The sequence below is a fragment of the Luteimonas sp. A649 genome, from assembly GCF_054072735.1.
Genome location: NZ_JBSVRQ010000001.1, coordinates 1652814 through 1671285 on the forward strand (window position 1 = coordinate 1652814; position 18472 = coordinate 1671285).

Sequence of the window (18472 nt, forward strand, 5' to 3'; positions counted from 1 at the left end):
GCTGCGCTGCGGCATGGGCGCCACGGGCAATTGGCCGGGCGGCGGCGTAGAATGCCGCGGCTGTCGCACGGCACTTGTGACGTCGGGCGATCCTGGCGACTGATACGAATCAGCAACTTACCTAAACCACCGGCCGCCGGTCGCGCTCAGCGCGGTGACGTGCGCCGGCTGCGGAGTCCGGAATGATCTTTGAGCATCTCGATACCTACGGCCACGAGCAGGTCGTCTTCTGCCACAACAAGGATGCGGGCCTGAAGGCCATCATCGCGATCCACAACACCGTGCTGGGCCCCGCGCTGGGCGGCACCCGCATGTGGCCGTACAAGACCGAGGCCGACGCGCTCAACGACGTGCTGCGCCTGTCGCGCGGCATGACCTACAAGAACGCGGTGGCCGGCCTCGACATCGGCGGCGGCAAGGCCGTGATCATCGGCAACCCGGCCACCGACAAGTCCGAGGCCCTGTTCCGCGCCTTCGGCAAGGCCGTGCAGTCGCTGGGCGGCCGCTACATCACCGCCGAGGACGTCGGCATCGACGTCAACGACATGGAGCACGTCTACAAGGAGACGGAGTTCGTCACCGGCGTGCACCAGGTCCACGGCGGCTCGGGCGATCCGTCGCCGTTCACCGCCTACGGCACCCTGCAGGGCCTGATGGCCGCGCTGAACGCCAAGTTCGGCAATGAAGAAGTCGGCAACTACAGCTACAGCGTCCAGGGCCTGGGCCATGTCGGCATGGAGTACGTGAAGCTGCTCAAGGAGCGCGGCGCGAAGATCTTCGTCACCGACATCAACCAGGCGCTGGTCGACAAGGCCGTGAACGAGTACGGCTGCGAGGCCGTGGGCCTGGACGAGATCTACGACGTCGACGCCGACGTGTACTCGCCCTGCGCGCTGGGCGGCACCGTGAACGAAGAAACCCTGCCGCGCCTGAAGGCCAAGATCATCTGCGGCTCGGCCAACAACCAGCTGGCCAACAACGCCATCGGCGACGAGCTCGAAAAGCGCGGCATGCTGTATGCGCCCGACTACGCCGTCAACGCGGGCGGCGTGATGAACGTGGCGCTGGAGATGACCGGCTACAACCGCGAGCGCGCCATGCGCCAGATGCGCACGATCTACCACAACCTGACGCGCATCTTCGAGATCGCCCAGCGCGACGGCATCCCGACCTACAAGGCCGCCGACCGCATGGCCGAAGAGCGCATCGAAGTGATGGGCAAGCTCAAGCTGCCGATGGGCCGCACCGCGCCACGCTTCCACGGCCGCATCCGCGGCGGTGCGTAAACTGCCGCTACGCTGAAGACGACGGGGCCTGGCGCCCCGTCGTTGTTTCTGGACACCGCGCCGGCGCAGGACGCGCCGGTTGCCATGATGGGAGACACGAACATGCGCACCTTCCCGCTGGGTGAGGAACTCGACGCGCTTCGCGACGCCGTGCGCCGCTTCGCCGAAGCCGAGATCGCGCCGCTGGCCGAGGCCGTGGACCACGACAATGCCTTCCCGCAGGCGCTGTGGCCGAAGCTCGGCGACATGGGCCTGCTGGGCATGACCGTGCCGGGCGAGTTCGGCGGCAGCGAGATGGGCTACCTGGCACACCTGGTGGCGATGGAGGAGATCTCGCGCGCCTCGGGTTCGATCGGTCTGAGCTACGGCGCGCACTCCAACCTGTGCGTGAACAACCTGCACCACAACGGCAGCGACGCCCAGCGCGCGAAGTACCTGCCGAAGCTGTGCAGCGGCGAGTGGAAGGGCGCGCTGGCGATGAGCGAGCCGGGCGCGGGCTCCGACGTGGTCGGTTCGATGGCCTGCCGCGCGGAGCTTCGCGATGGCGTCTGGATCGCCAACGGCAGCAAGATGTGGATCACCAACGGCCCCGAGGCCGACGTGCTGGTGGTGTACATGCGCACCGCGGGCAAGGACGCCGGCAGCCGCTGCATGACCGCCTTCATCGTCGAGCGCGGCATGAAGGGCTTCAGCACCGCGCAGAAGCTGGACAAGCTCGGCATGCGCGGCAGCAATACCTGCGAGCTGGTGTTCAAGGACTGCGAGATCCCGGCCGAAAACGTGCTGGGCGAAGTGAACCAGGGCGTCAAGGTGCTGATGTCGGGCCTCGACACCGAGCGCCTGGTGCTGACCGGCGGCCCGCTGGGCCTGATGCAGGCCGCGCTCGACGCCGCCCTGCCCTATGTGCGCGAGCGCAGGCAGTTCGACGCCGCCATCGGCACGTTCGGGATCATGCAGGCCAAGATCGCCGACATGTACACCGCGCTGCAGTCCAGCCGCGCCTACGCCTACCAGGTCGCGCGCGACTACGACGCCGGCCACCGCTCGCGCATCGACCCGGCCAGCTGCCTGCTGCACGCCTCGGAAGCGGCGGTGCAGGTGGCGCTGGAGGGCATCCAGGCCCTGGGCGGAAACGGTTACATCAACGAATACCCCACCGGCCGCATCCTGCGCGACGCCAAGCTGTACGCGATCGGCGCGGGCACCAACGAAATCCGCCGGATGCTGATCGGCCGGGAGCTGTTCGAAGGTCGCGACTGAGACCGTGCTCCATTGTGGGCGCGGCTCCCACAGAGGAAGAGGCGCGGCCCCGGACCAATGGGCGATGGCGGAGCCATGTTGCAGTGCGATAATGGCCGCACACATCCACCGGAGTTCCCCCCATGACCGACGTCGTCATCGTCGGTGCCAAGCGCACCGCCATCGGTTCCATGCTCGGCCAGTTCACCGGGGTGCCGACCCCCACCCTGGGCGCCGCGGCCATCGGCGGCGCGCTCGACCACGCCCGCGTGGCCGCCGACCAGGTTGATGAAGTGATCATGGGCTGCGTGCTGCCGGCCGGCCTCGGCCAGGCGCCGGCGCGCCAGGCCTCGCGCGCGGCGGGCATCCCCGATGCCGCGGGCGCGACCACCATCAACAAGGTCTGCGGCTCGGGCATGAAGGCGATCATGCTGGCCACCGACATCATCAAGGCCGGCTCGGCCAACGTGGTCGTGGCCGGCGGCATGGAGTCGATGACCAACGCCCCGCACCTGCTCAACGGCTCGCGCACCGGCATCCGTTACGGCACTGCCAACTTCCTCGACCACATGGCCCATGACGGCCTGACCAACCCCGACGATGGCCAGGCCATGGGCGTGTTCGGCGATGCGACCTGCACGAAGCTCGGCTTCAGCCGCGAGGCTGTCGACGCGTTCTCGGCCGAGAGCGCGCGCCGCGCGCAGAAGGCGATCGCCGACGGCACGTTCAAGGACGAGATCGCGCCGGTAACGGTCAAGACCCGCAAGGGCGACGTGGTGGCCGACACCGACGAGGAGCCGGGCAAGGTCAACCTCGAGAAGATCCCCGGCCTGCGCGCGGCCTTCGGCAAGGAGGGCGTGCTGACCGCGGCTTCGTCGTCGAAGATCTCCGACGGCGCCGCCGCCACCGTGCTGATGTCGGCCGCGGAAGCCGCGAACCGCGGATTGCAGCCGCTGGCCCGCATCGTCGCCCACGCCACCCATGCCCAGGCCCCGGAGTGGTTCACCACTGCGCCGATCCAGGCGATCGAAAAGGTGCTGGAAAAGGCGGGCTGGACGGTGCAGGACGTCGATCTCTTCGAGATCAACGAAGCCTTCTCCGTGGTGGCCATGGCGCCGATGCAGGAACTCGGCATTCCCCACGACCGGGTGAACGTCAACGGCGGCGCGGTCGCCCTGGGCCACCCCATCGGCGCCAGCGGCGCGCGCCTGGTGGTGACACTGCTGCACGCCCTGAAAGCCCGCGGCGGCAAGCGCGGCGTGGCATCGCTGTGCATCGGCGGCGGCGAGGCGACGGCGATTGCGGTCGAACTTGCCTGAACCGTTAACACGACCTTTACGGTGCCCGATTCAAACTTCCGCTTGACAGTCGCAAGCGGCTTGTCATCATGATATCCGGCGCACTTGTGTGCGTTGACCTGATACCACGACGAGGATAAGAAACAATGAGCATGAACAAGCTGCTGATCGCGCTGGCGCTGGGCCTTGGCCTGGCCGCCTGCTCGAACCAGGACCAGGCTGCCAACGCTGCCGCCGACGCTGCCGAGGCCGCCGACCAGGCTGCCGCTGACGCCGCGCTGGCCGGCACCACGGCTGCCGACGCCGCTGCCGACAGCGCCGCTGCCGCCGCTGACGCGGCTGCCGACGCTGCCGCCGACGCCGCCACCGCGGTCGAAGGTTCGGCTGCCGACGCCGCTGCCGACGTTGCTGACGAGGCCGCCGACGCTGCCGAAGCCGCCGCCGACGCGACGGAAGAAGCCGCCGACGAGGCCGTGGACCAGTAATCACTGGTTCCACAGGTTCGAGAGTTGCAAAGCAATACGGACGGCCGCTGGTTTCCAGCGGCCTTTCCGTTCCTGACCCCGGGCCGAGACAACGGTCCTTCCATGACGAGGATCCATCCATGAAGATCAAGACCGCCCTCCTGGCCACCGCCTGCATCTTTGTCCTGGCCGCCTGCCAGAACGAAACCGCCACCGCGCAGCAGGAAACCGCCGAAGCCGAAGCCGCCCTGGAGCAGGCCGGTGACGCCGCCCAGGACGCCGCCGTTGCCGCTGGCGATGCCGCCGAAGCCGGCTGGGACGCCACTGCCGCCGCCACCGGCGAAGCCGCCGCCGAAGTCGGCGCTGCCGCTGACGAGGCTGCTGCCGACGCCGAAGTCGCCGCGCAGAACGCCAGCGAAGAGGCACGCGCCGCCGCCGCCGAGGCCGAAGCCAGCGCCCGCGAAGCCAGCGCCGACGCGCTGAAGAAGGCTTCCGAGGCCGCCGACCGCGCCGCCGAAGACGTCCGCAACTGATCCACGCGGTTCGCTTTGGAAGGGCCCGCTCCGGCGGGCCCTTTTTTTGGTTCATCTCCCAAGTCCGGGGAAGCCGCTTCGACGAGGAGTGCCTGCTTCTTTCGCTATGCCTCACCGTGACCTGGAGGGCCCCGCCGCGGCCGGGAGGCCTTCGCGGCTCATGTCCCCCGGCATCCGCCTGGCGGCGAATGCCTCCTCCTTTACTTCCCCGCGAAGGCCTCCCGGCCACGACGGGGCTCGGCTTTGCTGCAGGTGCGCGGGATACCGGCTTTGCTCCCGGGCCACCGCGTACTGCTGCGAACCGGGGGCCAAGGCCCTTGAGAGCGAAGTCAAGGAGGAGGCGATGGCCGCAGGCCAGCGCCGGGGGACATGAGCGCTCAAGGGCCTTGGCACCCGGCACCCGCGCTATCGCGCCATTCCCTCAGTTGGGAGAAGAACCAAAAAGAGAGCGCGGCCTGGGCCGCGCTCCGGGTAGGGTAGGGCTATAGGCGACTCAGCGGCCGCTGATCCCCTTCACCGTCTTCGACGCCACGTTGTCCTGCGGAGCCGGGTCGTTCGCCGCGGACGCGGCGCTGGCCTCGATCCTGTAGGACGGCGGCATCATCCTGCCGCCCGTGTCGACCACGACATCGAACAGCGCCTCGTCGCCGCTGGCCAGGCTTGCGCTCTTGTCCATGGTGCAGTTGGCAAGGAACGTTGCCCGGGCGGCCACGGCGCAGGTCCAGCCCGCAGGGACCTCGATGGTCGTGCGCGCCGCCTGGCTGGTGGACGCGATCGCCACGATCGCGGCCGGCGCCGGGGCCGGGCCGGAGTTGCCGACCAGGACGGACACCACCGACGGCGACGCCTTGACGAAGGTCGCGCTGCCGCCCAACACCACCGAGAGGTCGGCGCTGGCGTCAACGGCGATGGCTGCGCTGCCGCTGTCGTTGCCCGGCTCCGGGTCTTCGGTCTGCGAGGTGGTCGCCGCGCTGAGGGTGATGGTCGAACCTGCGGCCGATATCGGCGCCGTCGCGGTGACGGTGAACGCGGCCGTGGATCCACTGGCGAGCGTGTCCGCGGTGCAGGCAGCCGTGGTCTGGCCGCCGCCCACCGTGCGCGGTTCGCAGGTCCAGCCCGTCGGGGCGCTGACCGCGAGGTCCAGCAGTTCGGCATCCACGGCGAGGCCCATGCCCGGGAACTCCGCCGCGTCGGGGCCGGCATTGGCGGCCGCGACCGCCCACGTCATGGTGCCGGCCACCGGCACCGAAGGCTGCGGCGCGGTCACCACGGCGCTCATGTCCGCGAACTGCAACGCGTTCAGCCTGAGCATCAGCACCGACGGATCGTGGTCGGACAGGCGTGCGGCGCTGTTGGCGTCGTTGCGCGCGGTCTCCGGGAAGTCGGCATTGAGGCGTGCGTGGCTGATGGTCCAGGAGTTGCCCAGAGGCGAAGTCAGCGTCGCCTGGTTCACCAGGATGTGGTCGAGCGACTGGGCGTTGTTTTCGAACACGAACGAGTAGCGCTCGGAGGGCTCGAGCACAAGCGTGGCGTTGACGAGGTCCGGTTCGACCAGGTCGGCGCCGTCGCCGTTCACCGCGGTGCTGTCGTCGTCCGAAGGCGCGCCGGTGACGGTGCCCATGATGTCCGCATAGCCGTCGTTGAACTCGAAGGCATTGAAGTCGCCCAGCACCACGATGTTGCGCGCGGGATCCGCGTCCTGCATGTCCTGCAGCATCCCGGCGAGGAACTCCGCCTGGCGCTGGCGCTTCTGGCGCACGCGGTCGCCGAGGGTGCCGGTGCCGGCCGGGTCTTCGCTGTTGACGCCGTTGAGCGAACGCTGGTGCACCGTGACCACGGTGACCGGCAGCGCGCGGCCGTCGACGAAGTTCACCACGGCATCGAGCACCAGCGGCGGACGATCGTTGAGCAGGCTGCTGGCCCCCGTGCCCTCGTAGATCCAGGTGGTGTCGGCCCCGACCTGCTCGACGGAGAGCACGTCCACGCGCGGCAGGGCGGCATCGATCTCGCCGGCCTTGACCAGGAAGCCGACGTCGATGCCGCCGACGTCGTTGCCCTCCATGAGGTAGGCGATGTAACCCGGATCCGGGTCGCCCAGGGCGACCGCGTCGGCATTGATCTTCGTGGCCAGCGCCTGCAGCGCGTTCAGGTTCTCGACTTCGCTCACGCCGATGACGTCGGGCGAGTGCATGAAGGCGCGGATGCCCAGCGAGGCCTTGTTGAGGCGGGTGGCGAAGGCATCCTGCGTCAGCACGGGTTCGCTGATGCCGGGATCGTTCACCGTGTCGAAGAAGCGCTGCAGGTTGTAGGTCGCGAACGTGGCGTGGTCCGGGCTGGGCAGCACGGAACCGCGCGGCTGGTCGAGGCCGTCGCACTGCACGTCCAGCGCGCTTTCCGGATACACGGTGTAGCGGCGGAAGGTGTAGTCCAGCGGGCCGGTGAGCGTGTCGTTGACGATGCGGCAACCGGCGGCCACGTTCGCCTGGGGCGCACCGATGGTGTCGCTGTCCACGGCGATTACTTCGGGGTTGAAATCCCAGCGCGGGATGTCGATGGCGGTGGTGCCGCTCGGGTCCGGATCGGGCACCTGGATGCCGGCTTCGCGCAGCGGACGCTCCACGCCGGCCGTGACCACGGCGAACTGGCCGTTGCTGGTGGCGGTGGCGTTGACTTCGCTGGTGTTGCCGCGGGTCGGGGCCACCACGCGCGCGTCGGGGATGGTGACGCGCATGCCCTCATAGCGCTCGAGCTGGTCGAGGTCGCCGTCGGGGAGCGTGTCCGCGGCGGCGATCACCACCGGTGCCGGCAGTGCGTGCCCGGTGGAGAGTTGGGTGACGGTCGCGAAGCTGAGCTCGGTCATCGGCAGCTGGTACGGGTCCGCGGCGGGGATGTACTCCAGCACCGTGGCCTGCACGCGCACGTGGTTGCCGACAGCCGCTTCCGGACCGGGCGCGCCGGCGGTGAAGACGAACATGCCCTCGGAGGTCGCGTCGTTGCCGTCGTCCTGGCCATCGGGCGTCTGCATGAAGAAGCCGTTGTTCTTGCGCGCGGTGACGATGCCGCTGGTGACCACCTCGGTGCCGTCGTAGGGCGAGGTGGCGCCGTCGCCCTGGATGGCCGAGATCGGCAGCACGGTGAAATCGTCGTTGACGATGGTGCCGGTGCCGACGAGAGAGCCCTCGGCCGCGCCGGTGATGCCCGACAGCACCAGGGTGAAGGTCTCGTCGGGCTCGACCGCGGTGTCGCCGATCACGGTGACCGACAGGGTCGCGGAAGTTTCGCCCGCGATGATCGAGGTGGTGCCGCTCTTGGCGAAGTAATCCTCGCCCGCGGTCGCGCTGCCGTCGGCGGTGGCGTAGTTGAACGTGACGCCGCCGGCGCCCGCCGGCCTGCTCAGGCTGACGTCGAAGAACAGCTCCGTGGTGCCCGCGTCGCCCTCGACCACGCTGGCGTTGCCGATGCCGATCACCGGGTCGCCGCTGGTGGCGCCGGCGGCCACGACGATGTCGTCGATGCCGATCCACTCGTCGCTGCCGACCGCGTCGGTGGTCATGATCCGCAGTTCGACCAGCGCCTGGTTGTCGACCGCCGCCGGCAGGGTCACCGAGACCGGCGTCTCCATGGTCTGCGCCGGCCCCGCGCTGGCGTCGGCCACGAAGGCCTCGGGCACGTTGGTGAAGTTGCCGCTGCCGCCGACGCGGTAGTGCAGCGCGACCGGCTGCACCGAATTGTCGTTGTTTCCGTCGACGTCGCGCAGCAGGTAGGACATCTGGATGCCGCTGGCACCGCGGGTGTCGAGATGGAGCTTGAGGTACGGCGCGCGCGCGCTGCCGCTGCCCTGCATGGCGACCACCGGGTTGGCGATTTCGAACTCGGCCACGCCGCCGTTGTTGATCGTGGTGTTGACCTGGTTCGCGATCACGTTGACCGTGCCCGGTGCGTCGGGAGCCAGGATCGTCTGCGGATCGGACCCGGTACCGCCCGCCAGGCCGGCGCCGTTGTAGCCGACGATGCCCGGCACGTTCGTCCAGGTGTTGTTCGCGGTGATCAGGCTGGTGTCTGTCCAGTCCTGCGCGAAGGGCAGGATCTGCGGCGTGTCGTCGGCGTGCGCGGCGCCCATGGCGGCGGTCAACGCGAAGACGAGCGCCAGGCGGTACGGAAGCGGTTGCATGTGGCGATTTCCCCAAGGTGTTCGGCGCGGCCCCCGCCGCGACTGGCCGATTGTGCCCCAAGCCTGCTGCAGGCGGGTGACAGCCCGCGCAACCCCGGGTGGGGCCGCGACTCGCCTGCTGCCCGCCCTGCGCTACCCTTCACGGATGAGCATCGAAGACAACGAACGCGCCCTCGAGGCCGGCATCCACACCGAGCTGTCCGGGCGCCTGACCTATGGCGGCTACCTCCAGCTCGACCGCCTGCTTTCGGCGCAGCAGCCGGTCTCGGACCCGCCGCACCACGACGAGATGCTGTTCATCATCCAGCACCAGGTCTCGGAGCTGTGGCTGAAGCTGCTGGTGCATGAGCTCCAGGCCGCCGTCGGGCACCTGCGCGAGGGCCGGCTGGACCGCTGCCAGAAGATCTTCGCGCGCTGCAAGGGCGTACTGCGCCAGCTGACCGCGATGTGGTCGGTGCTGGAGACCCTCACGCCGTCCGAGTACGCGGAGTTCCGTGACCTGCTGGGGCCGTCATCGGGCTTCCAGTCGGCCCAGTACCGCACCGTGGAATTCCTGCTCGGCAACAAGAATCCCGGGATGCTGAAGGTGTTCGCCCACGACCCGGCGGCCCAGGCGATGCTGCGCAGCGCGCTGGAATCGCCGAGCCTCTACGACGAAGCGCTGCGCTATCTCGACCGGACCGGCCACGCCATCCCGCGGCGGCACCTGGAGCGCGACTGGACGCGGCCGCACGTGATGGACCCCGACCTGATGCCGGTGTTCGAGCGCATCTATCGCGACACCGCGGCGGACTGGGAGGCCTATCACCTGTGCGAGGACCTCGTGGACCTGGAGACCGAGTTCCAGCTCTGGCGCTTCCGCCACATGCGCACCGTGATGCGCATCATCGGCTTCAAGCGCGGCACCGGCGGATCCAGCGGCGTGGGCTTCCTGAAGCAGGCGCTGGAGCTGACTTTCTTCCCGGAACTGTTCGAAGTGCGCACCCGCATCGGCGGCTCGCCCGCCGACGCCGCGTACTGAGCCCGCGAGCTGCCTGCTAGCATCCGCCCCTGATTTCGCAGGGGGATTCCCGAATGATGCAAGCAGGACCGGAGGCGGCCATCGCCCCGCGTGGTGCCATGGCACGTGCCCTCGACGCCATCGAGCGCGTCGGCAACCGTCTTCCCGATCCGGCGGTGCTGTTCCTGCTGCTGATGCTCCTGGTCTGGGGGCTGTCGTGGGCGCTGTCGGGCATCGACTTCGCCGCCATCGACCCGCGCAGCGGCGAGCCGGTCCGCATCGTCAACCAGCTCGCCGGCGAATCGCTCACCGCCTTCATGGCGAACATGGTCAATGTGTTCCTCGGCTTCGCGCCGCTGGGCGTGGTGCTGGTGGCCATGCTCGGCCTGGGCGTGGCGGAGCACACCGGCTTCATCAACGCCGCCCTGCGCCGCGCGCTGTCGGTGACGCCGAAGCAGCTGCTGACCCCCGCCCTGGTGGCGGTGGCGGTGCTGAGCCACGTCGCGGTCGATGCCGGCTACGTGCTGGTGATCCCGCTGGGTGGCGTGATCTTCTATGCCGCCGGCCGCCATCCGCTGGCGGGCATCGCGGCGGCGTTCTGCGGCGTGTCGGGCGGGTTTTCGGCGACGCTGATCGTGCCCTCGTCGCTGGATCCGCTGCTGGCGGGCTTCACCCAGGAGGCGGGGCGGATCCTCGATCCGCTGCTGGTGGTCAATCCGCTCAACAACTGGGTCTTCACCACGGCGTCGTCGCTCCTGATCATCGCCATCGGCTGGTTCGTCACCGACCGTATCGTCGAACCGCGACTGGCACGGATGAAGGTCGACGGCGACACCAGCGAGCTGCCGACCATGGAGCCGCTGACCGTCGCCGAGCGCCGTGGCCTGGGCTGGGCGCTGGCGGCGATGGCGGTGGCCGGCGTGCTGTTCGCGCTGAGCCTGTGGCCCGAGACCAGCCCCTGGCGCGCGGCGCCCGAGGTGGTCCCCGCGGGCAGCCATCCGCTGCTGGTGGCCGCGGCGCCGGTGATGCGCTCGATCGTGGCCCTGATCTTCGTGTTCTTCCTGCTGCCCGGCGTGGTCTACGGCTGCATCGCCGGCACCGTGAAAAGCCATCGCGACGTGATCGCGGCGATGACCAGGTCGATGGCCGGCATGGCCTATTACATCGTCATCGCCTTCTTCATCGCCCAGTTCCTGGCCGGCTTCAACGGTTCGGGCCTGGGCACGCTGATGGCGGTGGAAGGCGCCGACTTCCTCAAGGCGCTGGGCCTGCCGATGTGGATGACGATCATCGGCCTGATCCTGATGACCGCGGTCGTGAACCTGTTCATCGGCTCGGCCTCGGCCAAGTGGGCGCTGCTGGCGCCGATCATGGTGCCGCTGATGATGCAGCTGGGCGTCTCGCCGGACCTGACCCAGGCCGCGTACCGCGTCGGCGACTCGATGACCACCATCCTGACGCCGCTGATGCCGTATTTCCCGCTGATCGTGGTGTTCTGCCAGCGCTATGTGTCCTCGGCGGGCATCGGCACGCTGGTGTCCATGATGATCCCGTATTCGGTGGCCCTGTCGGTGCTGTGGACGCTCTTCCTGCTGGCGTTCTGGGCCTTCGACATCCCGCTGGGCGTGGGCGCGAGCTACGTCTACCCGGCCGGCTGAGCCGGGAGGTCCCTGCCCCCGTGGGCGGGCCCGGTTCCCAAGGATGCCCAGTCCGGGATAAGTTCGCGCTCGAAGCGACCGGCGAAAGCGCGGCCGTGGCGCCGCCGGAGCCCGCGGGTCGGGATGGGCGGAAGTGCGATCCATCCAACGGGGAGTCACCACGATGAATTCGAACCGCGTCGAGCCCGCCGGGCCGGGCATGGAGAAGCCCGCGGGCGGCTCCGCCATTCCGGAGTTTGCCCAGGTCATGGGCCATCCGCGTCCGCTGTGGATGCTGTTCATGACCGAGTTCTGGGAGCGCTTCGCCTTCTACGGCATGCGCTGGGCGCTGGTGCTGTACATCGTGGCGCAGTTCTACAACGGCGACGCCACAGGCGAAGCGCCCGCGAGCCAGCTGTACGGTGCCTACCTGGCGCTGGTGTACGCGGCGGCGATCTTCGGCGGCTACGTCGCCGACAAGCTGATCGGCTACCAGCGCGCGATCCTGCTGGGCGCGATCTTCATGGCCGCGGGCCTGTTCCTCATCACCATGCCCAGCGAGCAGTGGCTGAAGCTCGGCCTGGCCACGGTGATCGTCGGCAACGGCCTGTTCAAGCCGATCATCTCGACCATGGTCGGCAAGCTGTACGCGAGCGATGACCAGCGTCGCGATTCCGGCTTCACCATCTTCTACATGGGCATCAACATGGGTGCGTTCATCGCGCCCATCCTCACCGGCTGGCTGGCCGAGAAGGTGTTCGGCGCCGACGGCATGCCGGCCTACAAGGTGGTGTTCATCGCGTCGGGCATCGGCATGCTGCTCAGCCTGGTGTGGTTCTGGTTCGGCCGCAGCCAGCTCAAGGGCATCGGCGCCGCGCCGGCGGATGCGCCGGGTCTCGGTCGCGTGCTGGTCGTGGCGGTCGGCGCGCTGGTCGCGATCCCGGTGTTCTACCTGCTGCTGACCATCGACGCCGGCGTGCTCAACTGGATCCTGCTGGCGCTGTTCGTGGTGCCCGCGATCATGCTGCTGGTCGAAGGCATCCGCGAGGGCTCGCGGCAGCGCGACATGGTGATCGCGATGCTGATCATCTTCGGCTTCAACGTGCTGTTCTGGATGTTCTTCGAGCAGGCCGGCAGCTCGTTCAACTTCCTGGCGCAGAACATCGTCGACCGCGACCTCAACGGCTGGATCTTCCCGGTGGGCTGGTTCCAGTCGGTGAACTCGATCGCGATCATCACCCTGGCGCCGGTCCTGGCCTGGCTGTGGGTGGCCATGGGCCGCGCGAACCCGTCGATCCCGCGCAAGTTCGGCCTCGGCCTGATCTTCAACGGCCTGGCGTTCCTGCTGCTGGTGTTCGCGCTGTCGAACCTGGTGGACCCGGCGTCGCTCAAGATCCCGTTCTGGACGCTGTTCATGGTCTATGTCATCCAGTCGGTGGGCGAGCTGTGCCTGTCGCCGATCGGCCTGTCGATGACCACCAAGCTGGCACCGGCCAAGTTGACCGGCCTGGCGATGGGCGGCTGGTTCCTGTCGATCGCGATCGGCAACAACCTGTCGGGGATCTTCGCCTCGAGCGTCAGCGGCGAGGGCGGCATGACGGTCGCCTCGGCGCAGGCGGGCTACACCTTCGGGTTCTGGGCGCTGCTTGGCGCGGGCGTGGTGCTGCTGCTGATCGCGCCGCTGATCCAGCGCCTGATGCACGGGGTGAAGTAGGCCCGACGCGCCAGGCGCAGGCTCCGGACGGCGGCCTTCGGCCGCCGTTCGCGTTCTCGACATCGCGTTCAGCTTCCATGCTGGCGCCGCAGTGCGGTAAGTTGGCGGATTCGGCCCGTCGCAACGCGGGCGTAATCCACGGAGTACCGAGTGTCCCATCCAGATCACGCTATCGAGGCGCAGAAAACCATCCTGGGTCATCCACGCGGCCTGTTCGTGCTGTTCTTCGCCGAGATGTGGGAGCGTTTCTCCTACTACGGCATGCGCGCGCTGCTGATCTTCTACCTCGTGCAGCACTGGATGTTCTCGGACTCCGACGCCTCGGTGATCTACGGCGCGTATACCGCGCTGGTCTACATCGCGCCGGTCGTGGGCGGCTACCTCGCCGACCGCTACCTGGGGCAGCGCAAGGCGGTGCTGTTCGGCGCCGTGCTGCTGACCTTCGGCCACTTCCTGATGGCCTTCGAAGGCACCGGCGGCCAGGACGCGCCGGAGATGAATATCTTCTGGCTGGCGCTGTCCTTCATCATCGTCGGCTCGGGCTTCCTGAAGGCCAACATCTCGGTGATGGTCGGCCAGCTGTACCCGCGCACTGACATCCGGCGCGACCCGGCGTACACGATCTTCTACATGGGCATCAACCTGGGCGCGATGCTCGGCTCGCTGATCGCCGGCTACCTGGGCCAGACCTATGGCTGGAAGTACGGCTTCGGCGCCGCCGGCGTCGGCATGCTGCTGGGCCTGGTGGTGTTCGTGATCGGCAAGCCGATGCTGATGGGGCGCGGCGAGCCGCGTGATCCGCAGCGGCTTGCGGCGCCGCTGTTCGGCATCCGCTTCGAGTGGCTGCTGTACGTCCTCAGCTTCCTGACCGTGGGCCTGGTGTGGTGGATGATCCAGCACCAGAAGCTGGTCGGCTTCCTGCTGGGTGGCGCGGGCCTGATCCTGGTCGGCTACGTGCTCTACAAGGCGGTGTTCTCGATGCAGCGCGAAGAGCGCAACCGGATCTTCGCCGCGATGTACCTGATCATCGGCTCGATCCTGTTCTGGGCGCTGTTCGAGCAGGCCGGCGCGTCGCTGAACCTGTTCACCGACCGCTCGGTCGACCGCAACATCCTCGGCTGGGAAGTGCCGGCGTCGATGTTCCAGTCGCTGAACTCGATCTACATCGTCTGCCTCGCGCCGCTGTTCGCGATGCTGTGGCTGTGGCTGGCCAAGCGCGGCTGGGAACCTTCGACCCCGGCCAAGTTCGCCATCGGCGTGGTGCTGGTGGGCGCGGGCTTCCTGGCCCTGGTCGCCGGCGCCAACGCGTCGACCGTGGGCGCGACCCCGGTGATCTTCATCTTCGTGATCTACCTGATCCACACCCTCGGCGAGCTGTGCCTGTCGCCGGTCGGGCTCTCGGCGATGAACCGGCTGACGCCGGCGCACATGGCCAGCCTGATCATGGGCACCTGGTTCTTCGCCTCGGCCACCGGCAACTTCGCCGCGGGCCTGATCTCGGCCGCCACCGGCGGCGAGGGCGCGGGCCCGGAGAAGGTGCTGGAGGTCTACTCCAACGTCGGCTGGCTGGCGGTGGGCGTGGGCGTGGTGATGCTGGTGATCGCACCGCTGGTGAAGAAGCTGATGCACCTCGACACCCTGCGCGACGATGACCTCGCGGGGCAGAGCGAACTCGGCGAGCCGGCCGCTGCCGGGATCGACGTCACCGAAGAGCGCCGCTGAGCGACGCCCACGCGTACTCCCGGCATGAGTGACACGCCGCGCCCTCCGGGGCGCGGCTTTTTTTGCGCGGAGTTCAGTCCAGCGTGACCCCGAGGCCCGCCGCTAGCGGGCCGAGGTGATCGCGGTAGGGCAGCCAGTCGGGCGCGCGCGGCGCCCGCAGGCCTGAGCGCACCTGCGCTGCGCTGGCGGTCGCCACGGCGCCACCGCTGCGTTCGGGCTTCAGCACCGAGGGATCGAAGGCCAGGCCGAGATGGTCGAGTACGCGACGCATCGTGGCGTCGGGGTCGCGCAGCAGGTCGTCGTGGCGGACATCGAGCAGCCTCGGGCCCAGTACCCCGCGCCAGTGCGACATCAATGCCGCGTGCGCCTGGTGCCACGCAGCAAGCTCGCGCTGGTCGTAGGACCAGCGCGCGGAGCCGCCATAGAGCATGCGCAGGTTGGAGAAGCACACGTCCATCGGCGTGCGCTCGGTATGGATGAACCGCGCCCGCGGCAGTGCGCGTGCGATGCAGCCCAGCAGCAGGGAGTTGGTGGGCAGCTTCTCCGTCCACAGGCTGCGGCCGCGCGCGCGCCATGCGTTGGCCTCGAGGAAGGCCCGGCCCAGCGCCGGCCAGTCGATCGTTTCCAGGCGCTCGAGCAGGCCGGCGTCGACCAGGCCCTGGCCGCGATGGTCCGCGGCCAGCCGCAGCGCCGCGGCAAAGCCCATGCTTTCGCCGCCCTCGGCCACCGCGGGATGGCCGCCGAGCATGCGTTCGAGCACGGTGGAACCCGAGCGGAACAGGCCGACGATGAACACGGGCAGCTGCGCGCCAGTGCCCGGGTCATGGCCCGGACCGGCCAGGAATCCCGCGTCGCAGCGGTCGCGGATAGCCTCGAGCAGGCGCAGGTCGTCGGCGACGTCGTAGCGCATGGCGGCGCGCTTGGCGCGCATGCCGCGCTCGAGTTCGGGCCAGGCGGCCTCGTGTTCGCCGAGGTCGTGCAGCTCGTCGAACAGGGAGTGGCTGAAATGGATGTCGTGCTCGCTGCCGGGCGCGACGCGTGCGCGCTCGTCGCGCAGGCGGGCGATGCGCGCCCCGGTGCCGGCCACGTCGTGCGCGCGCAGCTGCGACAGCCGGCGGTGGGCATGGGCGAAGTGCGGCGTCACGGCGATCGCCCGGTCCAGGTCCTCGCGGGCGCCGGCCATGTCGCCCAGGAACAGGCGCGTGCTGCCGCGCACGTAGCGTGCGGGGGCGTGGCCGGGTTCGCGGGCCACGGCACGGTCCAGCCACGCCAGCCCTTCTTCGTGCAGGTCCTCGGCGCCGAGCAGGTCCGCCAGCGCGACCATGTCGTCGACGCTGGCGTGATGGGCCTGCGCGGCAAGCGCGAGCGAAAGTTCTGCCAGCGCGCGGGGCTCGTGCAGGTCGCGCAGCAGCCGGGCGAGCGCCAGTGCGTGCGGCCAGGAACGCGGGCCTGCCGCGTGCGCCCGCATCGTGGCCGCGTGCATGTCGCGGTAGGCGCCAGTGCGCGCCAGGGTCTTGGCCAGTCCGATCCACGCCGCCGCATCGCCGGGCGTCGCTTCGGCCAGTCGCGCGTAGGCATCGGCGGCGCCGGCCCAGTCGCAGGCCGCGGCAAGGGCGTTGGCCTCCAGCCAGGCGCTGGCGCCGGGGAATCGGGCGTCGTCGGAACCGGTGTCTGGTCGCATCGTAGTGGTCAGTTCGCTATAGCCCGTAATGTTCGCCGAGTTTGTGCAGCATGCGCGAAAACTGCGCGCGTTCGGACTCGGTCAGCGCCGACAGCAGGTCGCGCTCGTAGCCCAGCGCCACCGGCGCGACCTGGGCATGGATCTCACGCCCGGCGTCACTGAGCTCGAGCACCGAGCGGCGGCGGTCTTCGCCGTCGACCTCGCGGTGCAGCAGGCCGCGTTCCAGCAGGCGGGCCACGGCGCGGCTGACCGCGACCTTGTCCATGGCGCTGCGCTCGGCCACGCCGACTGCGGACAGTCCCGGGAAGCGGCCGAGCACGGCGATGATCCGCCATTCGGTGACCGCGAGCCCGAAGCGCTCCTCGTAGGCCTGGGCGATTTCCTGGCTGACGACGTTGGACAACAAGCTCAGCTGGTACGGAACGAAACGCTCCAGGTCCAGGGCCGCCGCGGCGTCCGTAGAGGGGGCATGGGCATTTGGAGCGTCGGGGAGATCGGCGGGAGGGGTCATTGCTGCGCTGCGCCTTGCAACTGGTTTCATATGAAACTATAACAATGCGTCCCTCCCGTCCACTCCAGGAGCCGCCATGAGCGCCCAGACCCAGGCCAGCACGCAGCCGAACCTCGGCATGCAGGTCACCACCTTCGAAAACCCGATGGGCATCAACGGCTTCGAGTTCGTCGAATTCGCGGCGCCCGCCGGTCGTGCAGATTCGATGCGCGAGTACCTGGAGAAGCTTGGCTTCACCGCGATCGCGAAGCACCGCCAGCGCGCGATCACCCTGTTCCGCCAGGGCACGATCAACTTCCTGCTCAACGAAGAGCCGGACTCCTTCGCCTCCGATTTCGCGGCCAAGCACGGTCCGTCGGCCTGCGGCTTCGCGATCCGGTTCAAGAAGCCGATCCCCGATGTGCTCGAGCACGTGCTCGCAAACGGCGGCGAAAAGGCCGGCTTCAAGCCCGAGACCGGCGCCGTCGGCTTCCCGGCGATCAAGGGCATCGGCGACTGCATGCTGTATCTGATCGACGACGGCAGCAACGACGTCTACGCCGACTACGAGCCGCTGCCCGGCGTCGACCAGCATCCGAAGGGCTTCGGCCTGACCTTCATCGACCACCTCACGCACAACCTGTTCCTCGGGAACATGCAGAAGTGGTCGGACTACTACGAGACGCTGTTCAACTTCCGCCAGATCCGCTACTTCGACATCAAGGGCTCGAAGACCGGCCTGCTGTCGAAGGCGATGACCGCGCCCGACGGCGTGGTGCGCATCCCGCTCAACGAGTCCTCGGACGAGAAGAGCCAGATCAACGAGTACCTGCGCGACTACAAGGGCGAGGGCATCCAGCACATCGCGCTGTTCACCGACGACATCTACGAGTCGGTGGAGAAGATGCGCGAGGCGGGCATCCCGTTCCTCGATACGCCGGACACCTACTTCGACGTCGTCGACCAGCGCGTGCCCGACCACGGTGAGGACGTGGCGCGCCTGCGGAAGAACGCCATCCTCATCGATGCCGACATGGAAACCAAGAAGCGCCTGCTGCTGCAGATCTTCGGCCAGAACGCGTTCGGCCCGATCTTCTTCGAGATCATCCAGCGCAAGGGCAACGAGGGCTTCGGCGAGGGCAACTTCCAGGCCCTGTTCGAGTCGATCGAGCGCGACCAGATGCGGCGCGGCGTGCTCTAAAAGCTTTTTTGCCACGGATCTGCGCGGATGAACGCG

13 protein-coding genes are annotated in these 18472 nt (G+C 68.7%); 10 read left to right on the forward strand and 3 right to left on the reverse strand.

The annotated features are described in order from the left end of the window. Positions 1-182: 182 nt before the first annotated feature. The 5 genes from ACW5E8_RS07700 (at position 183) to ACW5E8_RS07720 (ending at position 4820) form a co-directional block, all read left to right on the forward strand. Positions 183-1286, forward strand: coding sequence for a Glu/Leu/Phe/Val dehydrogenase dimerization domain-containing protein (locus ACW5E8_RS07700; protein WP_456964878.1), 1104 nt, complete (start codon positions 183-185; stop codon positions 1284-1286). Between the two features lie 102 nt (positions 1287-1388). Next, positions 1389-2546 carry an isovaleryl-CoA dehydrogenase gene (locus ACW5E8_RS07705; RefSeq protein WP_456964879.1) on the forward strand — a complete coding sequence of 386 codons (1158 nt, stop codon included), beginning with the start codon at positions 1389-1391 and terminating at the stop codon, positions 2544-2546. A 122-nt stretch (positions 2547-2668) separates the two neighbouring features. After that, positions 2669-3844 (forward strand): thiolase family protein, encoded by a 1176-nt coding sequence (locus tag ACW5E8_RS07710; protein ID WP_456964880.1) that lies wholly within the window; start codon positions 2669-2671, stop codon positions 3842-3844. A gap of 125 nt (positions 3845-3969) precedes the next feature. Beyond that, a complete protein-coding gene (locus ACW5E8_RS07715; RefSeq protein ID WP_456964881.1) occupies positions 3970-4308 on the forward strand; it encodes a hypothetical protein in 339 nt (112 codons plus the stop codon). Positions 4309-4427: 119 nt separating this feature from the next. After that, positions 4428-4820, forward strand: a complete 393-nt coding sequence (locus ACW5E8_RS07720) for a hypothetical protein (RefSeq protein ID WP_456964882.1) — start codon at positions 4428-4430, stop codon at positions 4818-4820. Between the two features lie 493 nt (positions 4821-5313). On the opposite strand, the gene ACW5E8_RS07725 is transcribed toward ACW5E8_RS07720, so the two are convergent. Continuing rightward, the gene (locus ACW5E8_RS07725; protein WP_456964883.1) at positions 5314-8991 is read right to left on the reverse strand and encodes a Calx-beta domain-containing protein; all 3678 of its coding nucleotides are present in this window, start codon (positions 8989-8991) and stop codon (positions 5314-5316) included. A gap of 145 nt (positions 8992-9136) precedes the next feature. On the opposite strand from ACW5E8_RS07725, the gene ACW5E8_RS07730 reads away from it, so the two are divergent. The 4 genes from ACW5E8_RS07730 (at position 9137) to ACW5E8_RS07745 (ending at position 15064) form a co-directional block, all read left to right on the forward strand. Then, positions 9137-10012, forward strand: a complete 876-nt coding sequence (locus ACW5E8_RS07730; protein WP_456964884.1) for a tryptophan 2,3-dioxygenase — start codon at positions 9137-9139, stop codon at positions 10010-10012. A gap of 53 nt (positions 10013-10065) precedes the next feature. Continuing rightward, positions 10066-11649: an AbgT family transporter gene (locus ACW5E8_RS07735; RefSeq protein WP_456964885.1), complete on the forward strand. Its 1584-nt coding sequence runs from the start codon at positions 10066-10068 to the stop codon at positions 11647-11649. Between the two features lie 199 nt (positions 11650-11848). Further along, a complete protein-coding gene (locus ACW5E8_RS07740) occupies positions 11849-13342 on the forward strand; it encodes a peptide MFS transporter (protein WP_456965266.1) in 1494 nt (497 codons plus the stop codon). Positions 13343-13492: 150 nt separating this feature from the next. Next, on the forward strand, positions 13493-15064 hold the full coding sequence (locus ACW5E8_RS07745) for a peptide MFS transporter (RefSeq protein WP_456964886.1): 1572 nt from the start codon (positions 13493-13495) through the stop codon (positions 15062-15064). A 73-nt stretch (positions 15065-15137) separates the two neighbouring features. On the opposite strand, the gene ACW5E8_RS07750 is transcribed toward ACW5E8_RS07745, so the two are convergent. Then, positions 15138-16745 (reverse strand): sulfotransferase, encoded by a 1608-nt coding sequence (locus ACW5E8_RS07750; RefSeq protein ID WP_456964887.1) that lies wholly within the window; start codon positions 16743-16745, stop codon positions 15138-15140. 16 nt (positions 16746-16761) lie between these two features. Continuing rightward, on the reverse strand, positions 16762-17256 hold the full coding sequence (locus ACW5E8_RS07755) for a MarR family winged helix-turn-helix transcriptional regulator (RefSeq protein WP_456964888.1): 495 nt from the start codon (positions 17254-17256) through the stop codon (positions 16762-16764). A 76-nt stretch (positions 17257-17332) separates the two neighbouring features. On the opposite strand from ACW5E8_RS07755, the gene hppD reads away from it, so the two are divergent. Further along, complete coding sequence (gene hppD, locus ACW5E8_RS07760; protein WP_456964889.1) at positions 17333-18436, forward strand: 4-hydroxyphenylpyruvate dioxygenase; 1104 nt, start codon at positions 17333-17335, stop codon at positions 18434-18436. The last annotated feature ends 36 nt before the right edge of the window (positions 18437-18472 follow it).

Coding starts and splice junctions, on each gene's coding strand:
- ACW5E8_RS07700 (WP_456964878.1), top strand. CDS start 183: ATGATCTTTGAGCATCTCGATACCTACGGCCACGAGCAGGTCGTCTTC.
- ACW5E8_RS07705 (WP_456964879.1), top strand. CDS start 1,389: ATGCGCACCTTCCCGCTGGGTGAGGAACTCGACGCGCTTCGCGACGCC.
- ACW5E8_RS07710 (WP_456964880.1), top strand. CDS start 2,669: ATGACCGACGTCGTCATCGTCGGTGCCAAGCGCACCGCCATCGGTTCC.
- ACW5E8_RS07715 (WP_456964881.1), top strand. CDS start 3,970: ATGAGCATGAACAAGCTGCTGATCGCGCTGGCGCTGGGCCTTGGCCTG.
- ACW5E8_RS07720 (WP_456964882.1), top strand. CDS start 4,428: ATGAAGATCAAGACCGCCCTCCTGGCCACCGCCTGCATCTTTGTCCTG.
- ACW5E8_RS07725 (WP_456964883.1), bottom strand. CDS start 8,991: ATGCAACCGCTTCCGTACCGCCTGGCGCTCGTCTTCGCGTTGACCGCC.
- ACW5E8_RS07730 (WP_456964884.1), top strand. CDS start 9,137: ATGAGCATCGAAGACAACGAACGCGCCCTCGAGGCCGGCATCCACACC.
- ACW5E8_RS07735 (WP_456964885.1), top strand. CDS start 10,066: ATGATGCAAGCAGGACCGGAGGCGGCCATCGCCCCGCGTGGTGCCATG.
- ACW5E8_RS07740 (WP_456965266.1), top strand. CDS start 11,849: ATGGAGAAGCCCGCGGGCGGCTCCGCCATTCCGGAGTTTGCCCAGGTC.
- ACW5E8_RS07750 (WP_456964887.1), bottom strand. CDS start 16,745: ATGCGACCAGACACCGGTTCCGACGACGCCCGATTCCCCGGCGCCAGC.
- ACW5E8_RS07755 (WP_456964888.1), bottom strand. CDS start 17,256: ATGACCCCTCCCGCCGATCTCCCCGACGCTCCAAATGCCCATGCCCCC.
- hppD (WP_456964889.1), top strand. CDS start 17,333: ATGAGCGCCCAGACCCAGGCCAGCACGCAGCCGAACCTCGGCATGCAG.